This window comes from Clostridium sp. TF06-15AC, assembly GCF_003481165.1.
In the GTDB taxonomy this organism is placed as follows: domain Bacteria; phylum Bacillota; class Clostridia; order Lachnospirales; family Lachnospiraceae; genus Otoolea; species Otoolea fessa.
The window spans coordinates 271896-284792 of sequence record NZ_QUKS01000004.1 but is presented as its reverse complement, the minus strand read 5'-3'; the positions used below and the strand labels follow the sequence as shown (position 1 = coordinate 284792).

13 protein-coding genes are annotated in these 12897 nt (G+C 44.2%); 7 read left to right on the top strand and 6 right to left on the bottom strand.

Going from position 1 to position 12897, the window contains the following annotated elements:
• Positions 1 to 59 precede the first annotated feature (59 nt).
• The 6 genes from DXC57_RS10330 to DXC57_RS10305 all read left to right on the top strand — a co-directional run bounded on the left by DXC57_RS10330 (position 60) and on the right by DXC57_RS10305 (position 5246).
• Positions 60 to 479 (top strand): hypothetical protein, encoded by a 420-nt coding sequence (locus DXC57_RS10330; protein WP_347501986.1) that lies wholly within the window; start codon positions 60 to 62, stop codon positions 477 to 479.
• On the top strand, positions 418 to 750 hold the full coding sequence (locus DXC57_RS10325) for a hypothetical protein (protein WP_347501984.1): 333 nt from the start codon (positions 418 to 420) through the stop codon (positions 748 to 750). Before DXC57_RS10330 ends, DXC57_RS10325 begins: the two co-directional genes overlap by 62 nt.
• A gap of 273 nt (positions 751 to 1023) precedes the next feature.
• Complete coding sequence (locus DXC57_RS10320) at positions 1024 to 1734, top strand: DUF5058 family protein (RefSeq protein WP_181357189.1); 711 nt, start codon at positions 1024 to 1026, stop codon at positions 1732 to 1734.
• 21 nt (positions 1735 to 1755) lie between these two features.
• The gene (locus DXC57_RS10315; protein WP_107000619.1) at positions 1756 to 2409 is read left to right on the top strand and encodes a hypothetical protein; all 654 of its coding nucleotides are present in this window, start codon (positions 1756 to 1758) and stop codon (positions 2407 to 2409) included.
• A gap of 19 nt (positions 2410 to 2428) precedes the next feature.
• Entirely contained in the window at positions 2429 to 3619 is a 1191-nt protein-coding gene (locus DXC57_RS10310; RefSeq protein ID WP_118652470.1) for an amidohydrolase family protein, read from the top strand.
• Between the two features lie 82 nt (positions 3620 to 3701).
• Positions 3702 to 5246, top strand: a complete 1545-nt coding sequence (locus DXC57_RS10305) for a helix-turn-helix domain-containing protein (RefSeq protein WP_118652468.1) — start codon at positions 3702 to 3704, stop codon at positions 5244 to 5246.
• A gap of 87 nt (positions 5247 to 5333) precedes the next feature.
• Here DXC57_RS10305 and DXC57_RS10300 read toward each other — a convergent pair whose 3' ends face one another.
• From DXC57_RS10300 to DXC57_RS10280, 5 genes are all read right to left on the bottom strand, one after another.
• Positions 5334 to 6674 (bottom strand): amidohydrolase, encoded by a 1341-nt coding sequence (locus DXC57_RS10300; protein ID WP_118652466.1) that lies wholly within the window; start codon positions 6672 to 6674, stop codon positions 5334 to 5336.
• Positions 6675 to 6721: 47 nt separating this feature from the next.
• A complete protein-coding gene (locus DXC57_RS10295; RefSeq protein WP_118652464.1) occupies positions 6722 to 7627 on the bottom strand; it encodes a MetQ/NlpA family ABC transporter substrate-binding protein in 906 nt (301 codons plus the stop codon).
• A gap of 74 nt (positions 7628 to 7701) precedes the next feature.
• Positions 7702 to 8370, bottom strand: a complete 669-nt coding sequence (locus DXC57_RS10290; RefSeq protein WP_118652462.1) for a methionine ABC transporter permease — start codon at positions 8368 to 8370, stop codon at positions 7702 to 7704.
• Positions 8367 to 9392 (bottom strand): ATP-binding cassette domain-containing protein, encoded by a 1026-nt coding sequence (locus DXC57_RS10285; protein WP_118652460.1) that lies wholly within the window; start codon positions 9390 to 9392, stop codon positions 8367 to 8369. Before DXC57_RS10285 ends, DXC57_RS10290 begins: the two co-directional genes overlap by 4 nt.
• Before the next feature lie 555 nt (positions 9393 to 9947).
• Positions 9948 to 11270 (bottom strand): sodium-dependent transporter, encoded by a 1323-nt coding sequence (locus DXC57_RS10280; protein WP_118524073.1) that lies wholly within the window; start codon positions 11268 to 11270, stop codon positions 9948 to 9950.
• A gap of 314 nt (positions 11271 to 11584) precedes the next feature.
• Here DXC57_RS10280 and DXC57_RS10275 point away from each other — a divergent pair, with 314 nt between their 5' ends.
• Entirely contained in the window at positions 11585 to 11869 is a 285-nt protein-coding gene (locus DXC57_RS10275) for a helix-turn-helix transcriptional regulator (protein WP_022360005.1), read from the top strand.
• An 83-nt stretch (positions 11870 to 11952) separates the two neighbouring features.
• Here the strand turns inward: DXC57_RS10275 and DXC57_RS10270 are convergent, their stop codons facing one another.
• A complete protein-coding gene (locus DXC57_RS10270; RefSeq protein WP_118652458.1) occupies positions 11953 to 12876 on the bottom strand; it encodes a LysR family transcriptional regulator in 924 nt (307 codons plus the stop codon).
• Positions 12877 to 12897 lie beyond the last annotated feature (21 nt).

Genomic DNA, 12897 nt, shown 5'->3' with positions numbered 1-12897 from the left:
ATGATAAAATTTTATAATCCCCGCCATTCATGGTATCATAACAGGTAGTAAAATTGCCTGTGAATACCTTGAATGGCGGTGATTTACGTCAGTCGGTTTACCGGGCTATCCGTCATGGCCTGATGCAGGCACATTCGATGCTTTTGGAGCCATTTTATGCATTTCATCTGACGATACCGGACAAGATGGTAGGACGTGCAATGACGGATCTGGAACGCCGGTTTGCGGTTTTTGAAGGACCGGTTCTGGAGGATGGACAGGCGATACTTACCGGCCGTGCACCGGTTTCATCCCTGGATGGATATGGACCCTGCCATAATGAGGAAGAGGTCATCGAAGCAGCCGGTTATGATCCGGATGCGGATTTGGCAAACCCAAGCGGATCGGTCTTCTGTTCCCACGGAGCCGGTGTCTACGGTGAGACTGCCGCACACCGGAAGTGCGGAGGATGTAATATCCGCAGCTCTGATTATCGCTGATAAGACGGATGTACGAAGAAGCCGTGTTCGTGAAAAAGAGAGAGCCGCTTTTGATATCCACGACCGTGTGAATTATGCGGTAACAGAGTCCAAACTTAAGATTGAAAAGGATCGTTCAGTTATTGCCCTGAATCTTCAGGTAGATGAAAAGATATGTTCCATGTATGATTATTTCGAGATTTTCCTGGGAAGAATGATGCTTTGCCGGAAATCAGCGGAGATACTGGGAACGACCTTTAAGCTGACAGTAAATGGACGGAAGGTGCTGTAAAAATCAACGGTGAATGAATGGAAAAATGCTTAAGGTGTTTTTGAATATACAATTATAAATGAGGCGAGAAGTGCAGTGACGAGAAGCACTTCTCGCCTTATTTTAGTCATATGATGCCGGAAAAGACTGAAAATCTTGTTAAAAACGACAAATACATTAAACATACAGACAAAAATGCGATTATAGATTTGTACACTGAGCACAATGAAAAATAATACAAGGTTTTATAAAATAATTGCAACAAGAAAATATTTACAGCAAGGAGGAATGGGAATGGATTATCAGAAATTTGTAAACAATGCTAGTTTTACAATCTTTGTTGCCGTTGTTTTGGTTTTAGTTACCATTGTCTGTATCATTTTTTTGAAAAATGGTTGGAAAGAAGCAGAAAGGTTGGGAGTAAGCAAGGAAGAGCTAAAAAAAATTGTTATTAATTGCATTGGAATCAGTTTGGTTCCATCTATCCCGATTGTGCTTAGCGTAATCGTAATGGTTCCAGTTCTTGGTGTAGCATTGCCGTGGCTTAGGACTTCTGTTATAGGCTCAGCAAATAATGAATTAATTTCAGCAACAATGGCAGCAGAAGCAATGGGAGTTGAGTTTACATCGACGACAATGACGATCGAGGCATGGATTAATGCTGCATGGTCGATGACATTAGGATGTTCAGTTGCATTGCCAATTGTCTTAGTGGTTTTAAAACCAGTTTGTAAAACCTATGATGTTTTCCGAAAAAAGGATAGCCGTTGGATTGGTATTTTCAGTCTTTGTGCATTAGTTACGGTAATTGCTGCGTTTGCAATTAATAGTGGAAAGAAAGGAATTGTTCCGAGTCTGGTTATTATTGGATGTTTTCTGTTTTCATATGTATGTAATTTGGCAGCGAAAAATCCAGCACTAAAATGGTTGAAAGATTATGCTTTTCCGTTAACAATTTTATTTGGATTAGTATTATCAATGATTATAACACCGCTCTTAGCATAATTAGGAAAGGAGTGAAGTCTAATGACTGATTTTGAAAAGAAAATGCATCATGATGGAAGATTATATGGATGGGCAATGTTGATTGCAATCTGCGCATTTCCGTTTTTTGCTTCAGTACGTTCTGGAATATGGCCGGATTTTAAAATAATATGGCCAGGAGTTTTAACAATGTGGATTTTGATGGCTTCGTATGTTTTAAGTGAAATGATTGCTTTTCCACCTATTTTAGGACCAGGAAGCCTTTATTTGACTTATATTACCGGAAATCTGCAGAATCAGAAAATTCCTTGTGCGTTGTCAGCAATGAGTATAGCTGGTATAGAAGCTGGAAGTGAAAAAGCAAATGCTGTATCAGTTGTGGCAGTGGCAGTATCCAGTATCACGACAACGGTAATTATTGCATTGGGAATCGTTTTGATGCAGCCATTGACCCCAGTGTTAAATTCTGCAGTTCTTGCTCCGGCATTTAGTAATGTCGTTCCTGCAATATTTGGTGCTTTAGCTGGACTATGGCTTTTAAAAGAATTCAAGGTTTCAGTTGTTTCAGTTGTTCTTTGTTTATTAGGAATACTAGTATTAAAAATTGATCTTCAGTGGGTATTGTTAGGAGGAATAGCGCTTACAATTATTATTGCCAGATTCATGTATAAAACAGGTATTATAAAACAGGAATAAAAATGGAGGTGAAGGATTTATGAGCACTTTATTATTTAAACATGTGAATGTAGTTGATGTTCGAAATCAGCAGATACTTTCAGATGTGGATGTTTGGATCAAAAATGAAAGAATAGAGAAAATAGGAAGAGATATTAAGAGTTCTGCGGATCAGGTGGTAGACGGTGAAGGAAAATATTTATCACCAGGAATTATTGATATGCATGTACATAGTACATGGGACGGAAGCGCTATTTCAGAAGATATGGATGAAATGTACGGTTCATATCAAGCTTTTTTGAGAAGTGTACATAATGTTGAAAATTCTTTAAAAAAGGGAGTTACAACCATACGAGAAGTAGGAAGTCCTAAGGATTTATCAATTGAAACGGCGTTTGCAGTTGAAAAGGGATGGATTAAAGGTTCGAGAGTTATTCCATGCGGTTCTGCAATTCAGAGTATATATGGACATGTTCCATCAATTGGAACGATTGCAAATACGAAAGATGAACTTTTGTATGCAATACGGGAAAAAAAGACTTTGTTTGTAAAAAAAGGAATTCGTTGCCAGTGGATTAAAATTATGGATACTGGTGGTGCAGCTGGCTTGGAAGATGTTGGACCAAGCATGTACGATTTAGATCAGCTTAAATTTATTGTTCATGAAGCACATCGTCTTCATATGAAGGTTGCTGTTCATGCAGTTTCGCAGGAAGGAATTATTGAATGTATCAAGGCAGGAATTGATACGATTGAACATGGACCGGACATTCCGGATGAGTATTTAGACATGATGAAAGAAAAAGGACTAACTTTGGTTCCAACATTGGCTATTTATAAAATATTATCGGAAAACAAGGGTGTTTTAAGTGATTTTATGGTGGAACGTTCTGCTCTTGTAACAAGACAGCAGAAAAGCACTTTTGCGAGAGCAATGGAAAAAGGGGTGAAGATTGCATTAGGAACGGATGCGGGTTCTCCGTGTTTTGGTTCACAGCCATCTGCATTTAAGGAAATGCTAGTTATGCAGGATTATGGAATGCCTCCAGAAAAGATTATTTCTTCTGCAACGTTAACATCGGCAGAAGTATTAGGGATGTCAGAAGAAATTGGGACGATTGAACCAGGTAAGATTGCTGATTTAGTGCTATTGGGAGAAAATCCATATACTAATTTGAAAGCATATACGGATTGCTTGATTCGGGTATACAAATCTGGAGAAATGGTTTAATATAAAGATAATTAAAACTGGAATTAGAGAGGTGCTGCGCTTGTAGTGCCTCTTTGCTAATTGTAGAAGTAGGTGAGAAAATATGAAGCTTTCCGTTTTGATAGAGGCATTATCAGCTGAGAATATAGAAGAAATTCACATAAAAGATAAGTCTCAGAACATTTGCCAAGTTTGTAATCTTTCATTGACGTCTGTAGCATTCACAAAAAATATTATTTATGTGGTAACAGCTCCGGTATTGTTAGAGGTAGGAGATGGCTGTCTGGAAGCCCCATCTATATTTATTCTTTTAGGAAATTTGAATGATTTTATTGATATGCAGAAACCAGAGAATTATATAATATATCAGAGTGATGCTCCGGGAGAAGTGTTTACAGCACTTTTATCGAAATTAAATTTGGAAAGTCGTATCTTGGAGGCAGAATTGGCGATCAGTCGTGCTTTGTTTGATTGTACGTCTATAAAGGATTTATTGGATGTTGCTGCTAGTATCCTTGGAAATCCTATTTTATTACAAGATTTTACAACAAGATTATTGGTACATTCGGCAAATGAAGTAATGGCTGCAGATGACGAGATATTAAATAGTGTATTTCGAATGGGATATGTGACAAGTGAACTATTTCAAAAATACGATTACGCTAACGTTCTGGAGCAAATAAAAAATACACCGCAGACGTTTCTTTTGAAATCACCAAAAAAAAGAGAACGTTTGATTTGCCGTTTGATTGTAAATCGAAGATATTTTGGCTGGTTTTTAACGGTGGCTTATAATCATCCGTTCAAAGATAGTGATATCGAAATTATGAATTTTTTGTGTGGAGCACTTCAACTATTTCTTGAAAAAGAAAATATTTTACCTAATACAACACGAAGTGAAAATCTATTGCAAGAATTAATTCAGGATGCAAAATACTCAGAAGCAGAATTCAAAAAACGGGCAGAAGGTTTTTCGTGGATGCTTCATGATCATTACTATATAATTGCTATTTCTGATAAAACAGGAAAGGCAGAGTCACGAATGATGATGTCATATAGAAATCATTTGTCGCTGATTTTCCCTGAAGCCATTATTCTTGAAGTCAATAGAAAACTGATTTTATTTTTTGATACAAAAGAGGTTGGAATATGCTTGAATGCGTTGGAAGCATTTCTGGAAAAATATGATTTACTAGCAGTATGCAGCAATCAATTCCATAAAATTACAGATTTTGCATATATTCTTAATCAACTATTAATGGTTATAGGACTTGAAAAAAGTCTGCATTTTAATAAAAGCCTGATTCATTATCAAGATTATATTATGTATTGTGCTATAAAGAAGATTGGAAGGGAAGGACATATCCAATACTTTTGTATGCCTGAATTACTAGAGGTATTTAGATATGACCACAAATATGGTACTTCATTCGCATATTCTAAAAGAATTGCTTTAGAACTTGCTAGTGTAACAGCAGCTGCACAGAAATTGGGAATCCATCGAAATACAATGGAATATAGATTAAGAAAATTTAATGACTTATCGGGAATTTCAAACTATACGGCAGATATTGTAGAAAGATTGCTATTTACATATAAAATATTGGATTTATATCCAGAAATACTAGAAGAAAAGGATATTTTGTGAGGGAGGAAAAGACAGGACGTGTTGCAATAAACAATATCTCCTGTCTTTTCTATAAAATATTAGAAATTTAGCAAATAATGAAATCCATTATGAATACGTTTCCGTCTTGATAAAGGAATCCATATATTTGATATATTCCTCTTTGGTAAAGATGGGCTGATAATTCGCCACAATTTCTTTTGCTTTCACAGCCCCGTCCCGAAGCAGGCGGTAAGCGGAGAGTGCGAAGATTTTTGCAGTGACCACATAGGCAAGTTCCTCATCCACGATATCGAAATCAACGGAGTGGAGGCCGCTTACTTTACCGCCGGTGTTGAAGGTAAGGACCGGCTGCAGATGCTGTACATCCCCCACATCGGTGGAACCGCCGCTGTAGGCGCGGGTATCTTCCTGGACGATCTGGTAATCGTTTTCACTGGTTTGTGCGGCAATCTCAGCGGCTGCCAGGACTGATTCATCGGCTTTTTCACTCAGAGCCGGAAGGTATCCGGGCATAGTGGTGATTTCGCAGGTAGCACCGACGGCGATGGCACCGGCTTTGAAGGCACGGTCTGTTTTGGCAGCAGCATCTGCGATGGCATCCTTGTTGGCGGCACGTACCAGAGTTTCGATTACCACCTCATCCGGTACTACATTGACGAGATTACCGCCTTTTGTGATAATGGGATGAATCCGGACATGGTCATCATCCCGGAAGGTTTCACGCTGGTAAGCCAGGGCGGAAAGTCCGAGGGAGGCTGCATTTAATGCATTGACTCCCAGATGCGGGGCGCCGGCTGCGTGGGCAGCCAGTCCCTTATAACGAATGACCTTGGAGACGAAACCATTGTTGGAGTGGGAACCCACACTGATATCCTTGTCACCGGTGTGGTGGACGATATCCAGGTCGATATCATCAAAAGCACCGATGCGGATGAGTTCACATTTTCCGCCGCCATATTTGATTTTTCCCTGGGCGGTCAGGGAGTTCTTGAATTCAATCTCACCATATTCCTCTGCCGGTACGGCGAAGAATACAACCTGTCCGTCCAGCTCTTTTTTAACATCTTCATTGGTCAGAGCCAGGGCTGCACCGATGACACCGGCCAGCTGGGCATGATGTCCGCAGCAGTGAGCTCCCTGAGTCTCCGGATTGGCATATTTATGTTCCGGGATGCGGAGCGCATCCAGTTCCCCGATGAGGGCCAGACTTACATTCTTTTTCTCTTCTTCATTTAAGTAGGCTTTGACACCGGTGACAGCCAATCCTTCCGTTGTCTCAAGCCCCAGATTTTTCATGAAAGAAGCAAATTTTTCTGCAGTTCTGTATTCTTTATAACCCAGCTCTGCATGGGTGTAGATATCTTTGGCGAATGCAATGATCTCGTTGCGGTGTGCGTCGATGATATCGACAATTTTCTGTTCGGTTTTATCTAAAATGAGAGCCATGTGAAATCCTCCTGTTTCCTGCTGGTGCCTTCCGATGCTGTTTCCTATTAGTTAAACAGTTCCTCCGGAACAAACCATAAACCATTGTTATTCTTGTCTAAATATTCTTTGAATTCATCGGAGTGGTAAGCAGCAACGATATCTTTTGCCCACTGAGCATCTTTATTTTCCTCTTTTACAACGACCTGCAGAATCAGATGCGGCAGAATGTCTTCCTGAAGAAGGGCAGTGGATGGATCGATTCCTGCATTGTATACAATACTTCCGGTGATAACCGCATAATCAAAGTCATCTAAAACAGCTGGAATATTGGTGGAGTTCATTTCGGTAAATTCGATGTTGTACGGGTTTTCCGTGATATCTGCCTGGGTGACAGTGGAGAGATCTACATCCGGGTTTAAAGTGATCCATCCGGCTTTCTGTAAGAGTACATAAGCGCGGGCTGTGTTGGCGGCATCGTCCGGAACGGCTACTTTGGCACCGTCTTGAATGGCGTCCAGAGAGGTTTCGGTGGCAGAAAAGATGGCAGCCGGAACGGTCGGAATCGGGGAAATCGGGACCAGGTTACCCTTCTGGGCTTCGTTGAAATTTTCGGCATAAGCGGTATGCTGCTCTACATTGAAATCGATCTCGCCGTCATTTAAAGCAAGGTCATTCTGGAGAAGGTCAGAGAAATCAACCTCGGTGAGTGTATAGCCCTCTTTTTCCAGAATTGGTTTGATGGCATCCTCAAATAAGACAGTGTACGGACCGGCAGCTTTTCCGTATTTGAGCTCCTTCTTATTAGAATTGGAAGCATCGGCGGAAGCAGCAGATTCGGTGCCGGAAGAAGCAGCGGCAGTATCAGCAGCGGAGCTTCCAGCATCACTCTCTGAGCAGCCTCCCAGAACAGCAGCTGCGAGGATCAGACCGGCGGTCAGGGTGGTTCTTACATAGGCTTTTACGTTTTTCATAATGGGGTTCTCCTTTTTTCGTTTTGTTATTTTGGATATAAAATAATTTAATAGCTTTTATGATATGATTTGATTTACTGATGTGTCCGTCTCTTCTGTGACAGCCGGTTTCCCAGACTCTGGATGATCCAGACAAATGCAATCAGGATGAAAACGGTCGCAAACATCAGCGGGAAGTTAAAGGTCTGATAGCCGTAGGTCAGGGCGATATTTCCGATGCCGCCGCCTCCGATGTAGCCAGCCATCGCAGTTGCTCCGATGAGGGCGATGGTGCCGGTTGTCAGAGCCAGGATAACCGAAGCAAATGCTTCCGGAAGCACAAAATGAACGATAATCTGGAACGTGGTCGCTCCCATCGACTGGGCTGCCTCGATGATGCCACCGCCGACTTCCAGAAGCGATGTCTCAAGAAGTCTTGCTAAAAATGGGGCGGTATAGATAACTAACGGTACGATAGCCGCCCTGGTACCGATCCGGGTGCCGACGATGATTTTCGTAAAGGGCATTACACATACCAGAAGGATGATAAACGGTGTGCTTCGGATGATGTTGATGAAACCGTTTAAAATCGTGTAAAGCAATGGATTTTCCTTGAGCCCGCCTTTGCGGGTCAGCCATAAGACAATGGCGATGAAAAATCCGACGATGGAACCGATAATCAGGGAAAAACCGACCATATACATGGTTTCCCAACCGGCCTTGATGAGTTTGTCCGGCGAAATGCCTAAATACTGCTGAATCATGGTAATACAACCTCCTTATATTCTTCGTTTGATTCGAGAATGTAGCGCTCGGCTTTTTTGATTTCCTCGTCGCTTCCGATGAAGAGGACGAGCATGATGCCGACGACGATGCCCTGAATGACGTTGATGGTGGAGTAGAGAATGTTGGTTTCCACCTCAAACCGCCGGTTGATATCCCAGAGAAGCGGCTCGGTGCTGTCTGTATTTTCCAGCTTGATGCGGAGCAGGCGGCTGTTCCGCGTTTCCCTGCGGATGCTCTCGACGAGCGGTTCCGGAATAACGTCGTGGATGAGATTGCCGACAAACCGTTTGGCGATATCGGACTGCGGGTCTGAGAAAACCTGGATGACAGAGCCCGTTTCTACGACTTTACCGAAATCCATGACGGCGACTTTATTACAGATTTTCTGGATGACATTCATCTCATGTGTGATAATCACAATTGTAATATGAAGAGTTTCATTAATCTTCTTTAGCAAATCGAGAATGGAATCGGTCGTTTTCGGGTCGAGGGCGCTGGTCGCCTCATCGCAGAGAAGAATCGACGGATTATTTGCAAGTGCCCTTGCGATACCGACACGCTGTTTCTGTCCGCCGGAGAGCTGTCCCGGATAGTAGGACTTCTTATCGGAAAGTTCGACGAACTCCAGCAGCTCATTCATACGCGCTTCGATGTCTTTTTTGGGGGTGCCGTTTAGTTTCAGGGCAATCGCGACGTTGTCGTAAATTGTCTTGGATTCCAGGAGGTTGAACTGCTGGAAAATCATTCCGATTCCCTTTCGGAGGCTGCGAAGCTCTTTTGCACTCAGGCTTCCAATGTCCTTATCTTCAACGAAAATCTTTCCGGAAGTCGGTCTTTCCAGGGCGTTTACCATTCGGATCAGGGTGGATTTTCCGGCACCGCTGTAACCGATGACGCCGTAGATATCGCCCTTTTCGATTTCGAAGGACACATCCTTCAGTGCTTCAAATGCACCGTCTTTCGTCTGGAATGTTTTACTTAAATGTTCAAATCGAATCATTTCTGGTCTCCTTTAACTTTGTTTATCTGGGGAAGCACATTTTTAAGGGATAATTGCTGAAAAATGACTTCTGTATGTGTCGCGTTTTTTATACGAATGATATATCTGGATGCAATATAAATATTTAATTTTGCATACTGAAATATAAATGGGTACAAAAAAGGAGGTCTGGTTGTCCAGACCTCCTAAATTGGATTGTATCTATCACTTTCCAGTGAAAGCAAGATGAGAAAAACCTCATGAAGATATCATCCAGTTATCTGTCTGCACAACAAAAGTAAGAGTGTCACAGCAACAGCAGCACATACACTCCATACAACAACACATAGCAGACATAACTGAATAAGATGTTCTCATGATGGTTTCCTCCTTTCCTTAAAATTCATAAACGATTATAAAAATATATTTCCTACTTGTTTTGTAGGTTTTGAATGATAGTTCTTATTATAGCGCGGAAATGAGATTTGTCAATCATTTTTTTATTTCATAGGAAATTGCGTCCTAAGAAATAAAAAACGCTCCGCGAGAATGTGCCAAGGCACATTCTTTTTCATATCATCCAATACCGCCCAATGCGATGCCTAATATTAATACCAGCGCACATACCGGAATATAAATATAGCGGCACACCGGTACAAACCATTTTGAAAATTTCTTTTCGCGGCCTTTGTTGACCTGCGTTTCTGCATAGTCTTTTCCGAATACCCAGAAGAACATGATTCCGGCGAGTCCGGCGCCGAGGGGGCAGATGTAGATGGAGAGGACGTCCATCCAGTCGGAGACGATGCCCTGGATTAACAGGGAGACGGCAGCTCCGATGATACCGATAACCGCGCAGGCAGGGACGCGGCCGAGGTGGAGTTTTTCCTGGACGGTGGCGATCGGTGCTTCGTAGAGGTTGAGCAGGGAGGTCATCCCGGCGAAGAGAACGGCTACGAAGAAAATGATCGCGATCAACGTACCGCCCGGCATTGAGCGGATGAGGTTCGGGAGGTAGATGAAGAGAAGTCCCGGACCACCCTGATCAAGTTTTGCACCGGTGGTTGCCATTGCCGGGATGATGACGAGGGCGGCGAGAATCGCGGCGATCGTATCAAACAGGGCAACCCGCGCGGCAGATGCCGGGATGTTTTCCTCATCGGAGAGGTAGGAACCGTAGATTAAGGTTCCATTTCCGGCGACGGACAGGGAGAAAAATGCCTGCCCCAGTGCGAAAATCCATGTTTTTGGGTCTGCGAGGATCTCAGGATCGATGCGGAAAATGTAGCGGTAGCCCTGCATCGCACCCGGCTGGAATGCCACGTAGATGCCTAAAAAGACAAACAGGATGAAGAATACCGGCATCATCAGCTTGTTGGCGTTCTCGATTCCGCTTCCGACGCCGAACATCAGAATCAGAATGCAGAAGAAGAGGGCGGCAAGCTGCCAGCCATTGTTTCCAAATGCGGACGCCATCGAGACGAAAGCAGAGGCAAAACCGTCTGTGTCGGCCGGGGCAAGCGTGGCACCGGTAAAGGCTCCGATGGCATATTTTAGGATCCAGCCCATGACGACGGTATAGCCGATCGCCATCGCGAGGGAACCGGCTGCCGGGATGAAACCGAGCGCGTCACCCAGTTTGCGCCTGCCGCGTGTCTCGCAGGCAGCGCCGAACGCGTCGATTGGACCGGAGCGGGTGCCGCGTCCCAGGCACATTTCCCCGATGACACCCGTGGAGCCGATCAGGGCGACGAAGATAAAGTACGGGATCAGGAACGAGCCGCCGCCGTACAGGGAGACGCGGGTGGGAAACATCCAGAGATTTCCCATACCGACCGCTGAGCCGATACAGGCGAGGATGAAGCCCCACTTACTGTTGAAAGATTCTCTTTTTTCCATGAAATTGTAACTCCTCAAACATTATATAAGATTTGCCGCAAATATCTGGGAGTCCGCCGATTGGAAGCGGTCAGGCAGATGTTTGCATAAGTCCATCTATTATACCAGAAGAGAGGCATTGCTTTCAAGTGGCAGAGCGCGCGAATCGTATGTTTTAGGGGAAAAGGCGATCTAAAGTAATTGCCGGTGGACCGTTACAGGGAAATACCTTGATTTATAGGGTGGAAAGATGGTATTCTATAGAGGACGGCAGCGGCGAGCTTTGGGAGGGTGGCGCCGCGGCAGAGCAGATTCGAAAAGGAGAAGGTAGCACAATGAAAAACGCAAACAGGATTCCGGAGACGTTTCAGACGGATGCGGAATACAGACAGTGGATGGAGCGCTGGCAGCAGGAGGCGCGGGAGGCGACGATCGAGGGATTTAAGCAGAACCGTAAGTTAAACGGCATGACACAGACGGAGCTTGGCAGAAAGGCGGGGATTTCCCAGCCGAATATCACCCGCTTCGAGAGCGGCAGCTACAATCCGTCGCTGGATTTTATGGTAAAGATCGCAGCGGCGATGGGGAAAAGGGTACAGATTACATTGGTAGATGAATAAGAGGCGTGCGCCGAGGCGCACAGGGACCATTTGGGGAATAAACAGGGGAGACAGCGGTGTGTGTGAGGCTGTCTCCCCTGTTTTTAATGAGTGCATTTCAGCGACGATTCAATAAACCGTGAAATCATATTCCACTCATAGCTCTGTTCCAGCCACGCAAATTTGATCGGGTACCGCGCTTCTTCCCCGAGCGTAAAGACATGGAGTGTATCCAGCTGTTCCTTGCTGAGAATAGAAAATGCGAGGTTTTTTGGGCTGATGCAGGCACCTTTTCCCATCGCGCAGAGGGCAAGCAGGGTAGCGATGTTGTCAGAGCAGGCATGAACCGAGGGGACGAAGTTGTCTGTCGCGAGGATATTCCGCCCGATGCGTCCGACTAGATCATGTTCACGGTTTAGGAGAAACGGACATGGAGCCAGAAGGGAGTAGCGGTGATGGCGGCTGACTTCCTGGATAATGGCTTCGGTCTGTTTGCCGTAAATGTTCTGCAGCAGGGCAGTGGAGACGATGAGAACCATCTCTTCCTCATAGAAATCCCGCAGAATGATGCCGGGAATGCGAACTGAAAAATTGGCGATCGCCAGATCAATTGTGCCGTCCAGCAGGTATTTTTGCAGCACATCGTTGGAAGATTCGACGAGTTCCACATCCACGCCGGGATATTCCTTTTGAAAGGCGGCGATCAGCTCCGGCATGATGGCGTGTCCGCGCGTGAATGCGATGCCGATCCGCAGTTTTCCTGTCTGGTTATTTAAAATATCGCCAAATTCGTGAAGCATACAGTCATATTTTGTATTAAATTCCGTTGCATAGCGCAGAAATACCTTCCCCGCATAGGTAAGCTCCAGCGGGATGTGACGGATTAGGAGCGGACATCCAAGCTCCCGCTCGATTCCGGCGATATGGGCGCTTAATGTCTGCTGGGTAATATGCAGCGCATCGGCGGCCCTAGTGAAGCTGCGGTTTTTCGCAACCGCGGCAAAATATTCCATTGATTGAAAATTCATATTCGAATGACTCCTCTTTTC

What these genes read in the sequence shown, in the direction of transcription:
- DXC57_RS10270 (WP_118652458.1), bottom strand. Translation starts at nt 12,876, where the DNA reads ATGAATTTTCAATCAATGGAATATTTTGCCGCGGTTGCGAAAAACCGC.
- DXC57_RS10320 (WP_181357189.1), top strand. Translation starts at nt 1,024, where the DNA reads ATGGATTATCAGAAATTTGTAAACAATGCTAGTTTTACAATCTTTGTT.
- DXC57_RS10275 (WP_022360005.1), top strand. Translation starts at nt 11,585, where the DNA reads ATGAAAAACGCAAACAGGATTCCGGAGACGTTTCAGACGGATGCGGAA.
- DXC57_RS10295 (WP_118652464.1), bottom strand. Translation starts at nt 7,627, where the DNA reads ATGAAAAACGTAAAAGCCTATGTAAGAACCACCCTGACCGCCGGTCTG.
- DXC57_RS10305 (WP_118652468.1), top strand. Translation starts at nt 3,702, where the DNA reads ATGAAGCTTTCCGTTTTGATAGAGGCATTATCAGCTGAGAATATAGAA.
- DXC57_RS10300 (WP_118652466.1), bottom strand. Translation starts at nt 6,674, where the DNA reads ATGGCTCTCATTTTAGATAAAACCGAACAGAAAATTGTCGATATCATC.
- DXC57_RS10310 (WP_118652470.1), top strand. Translation starts at nt 2,429, where the DNA reads ATGAGCACTTTATTATTTAAACATGTGAATGTAGTTGATGTTCGAAAT.
- DXC57_RS10285 (WP_118652460.1), bottom strand. Translation starts at nt 9,392, where the DNA reads ATGATTCGATTTGAACATTTAAGTAAAACATTCCAGACGAAAGACGGT.
- DXC57_RS10280 (WP_118524073.1), bottom strand. Translation starts at nt 11,270, where the DNA reads ATGGAAAAAAGAGAATCTTTCAACAGTAAGTGGGGCTTCATCCTCGCC.
- DXC57_RS10290 (WP_118652462.1), bottom strand. Translation starts at nt 8,370, where the DNA reads ATGATTCAGCAGTATTTAGGCATTTCGCCGGACAAACTCATCAAGGCC.
- DXC57_RS10315 (WP_107000619.1), top strand. Translation starts at nt 1,756, where the DNA reads ATGACTGATTTTGAAAAGAAAATGCATCATGATGGAAGATTATATGGA.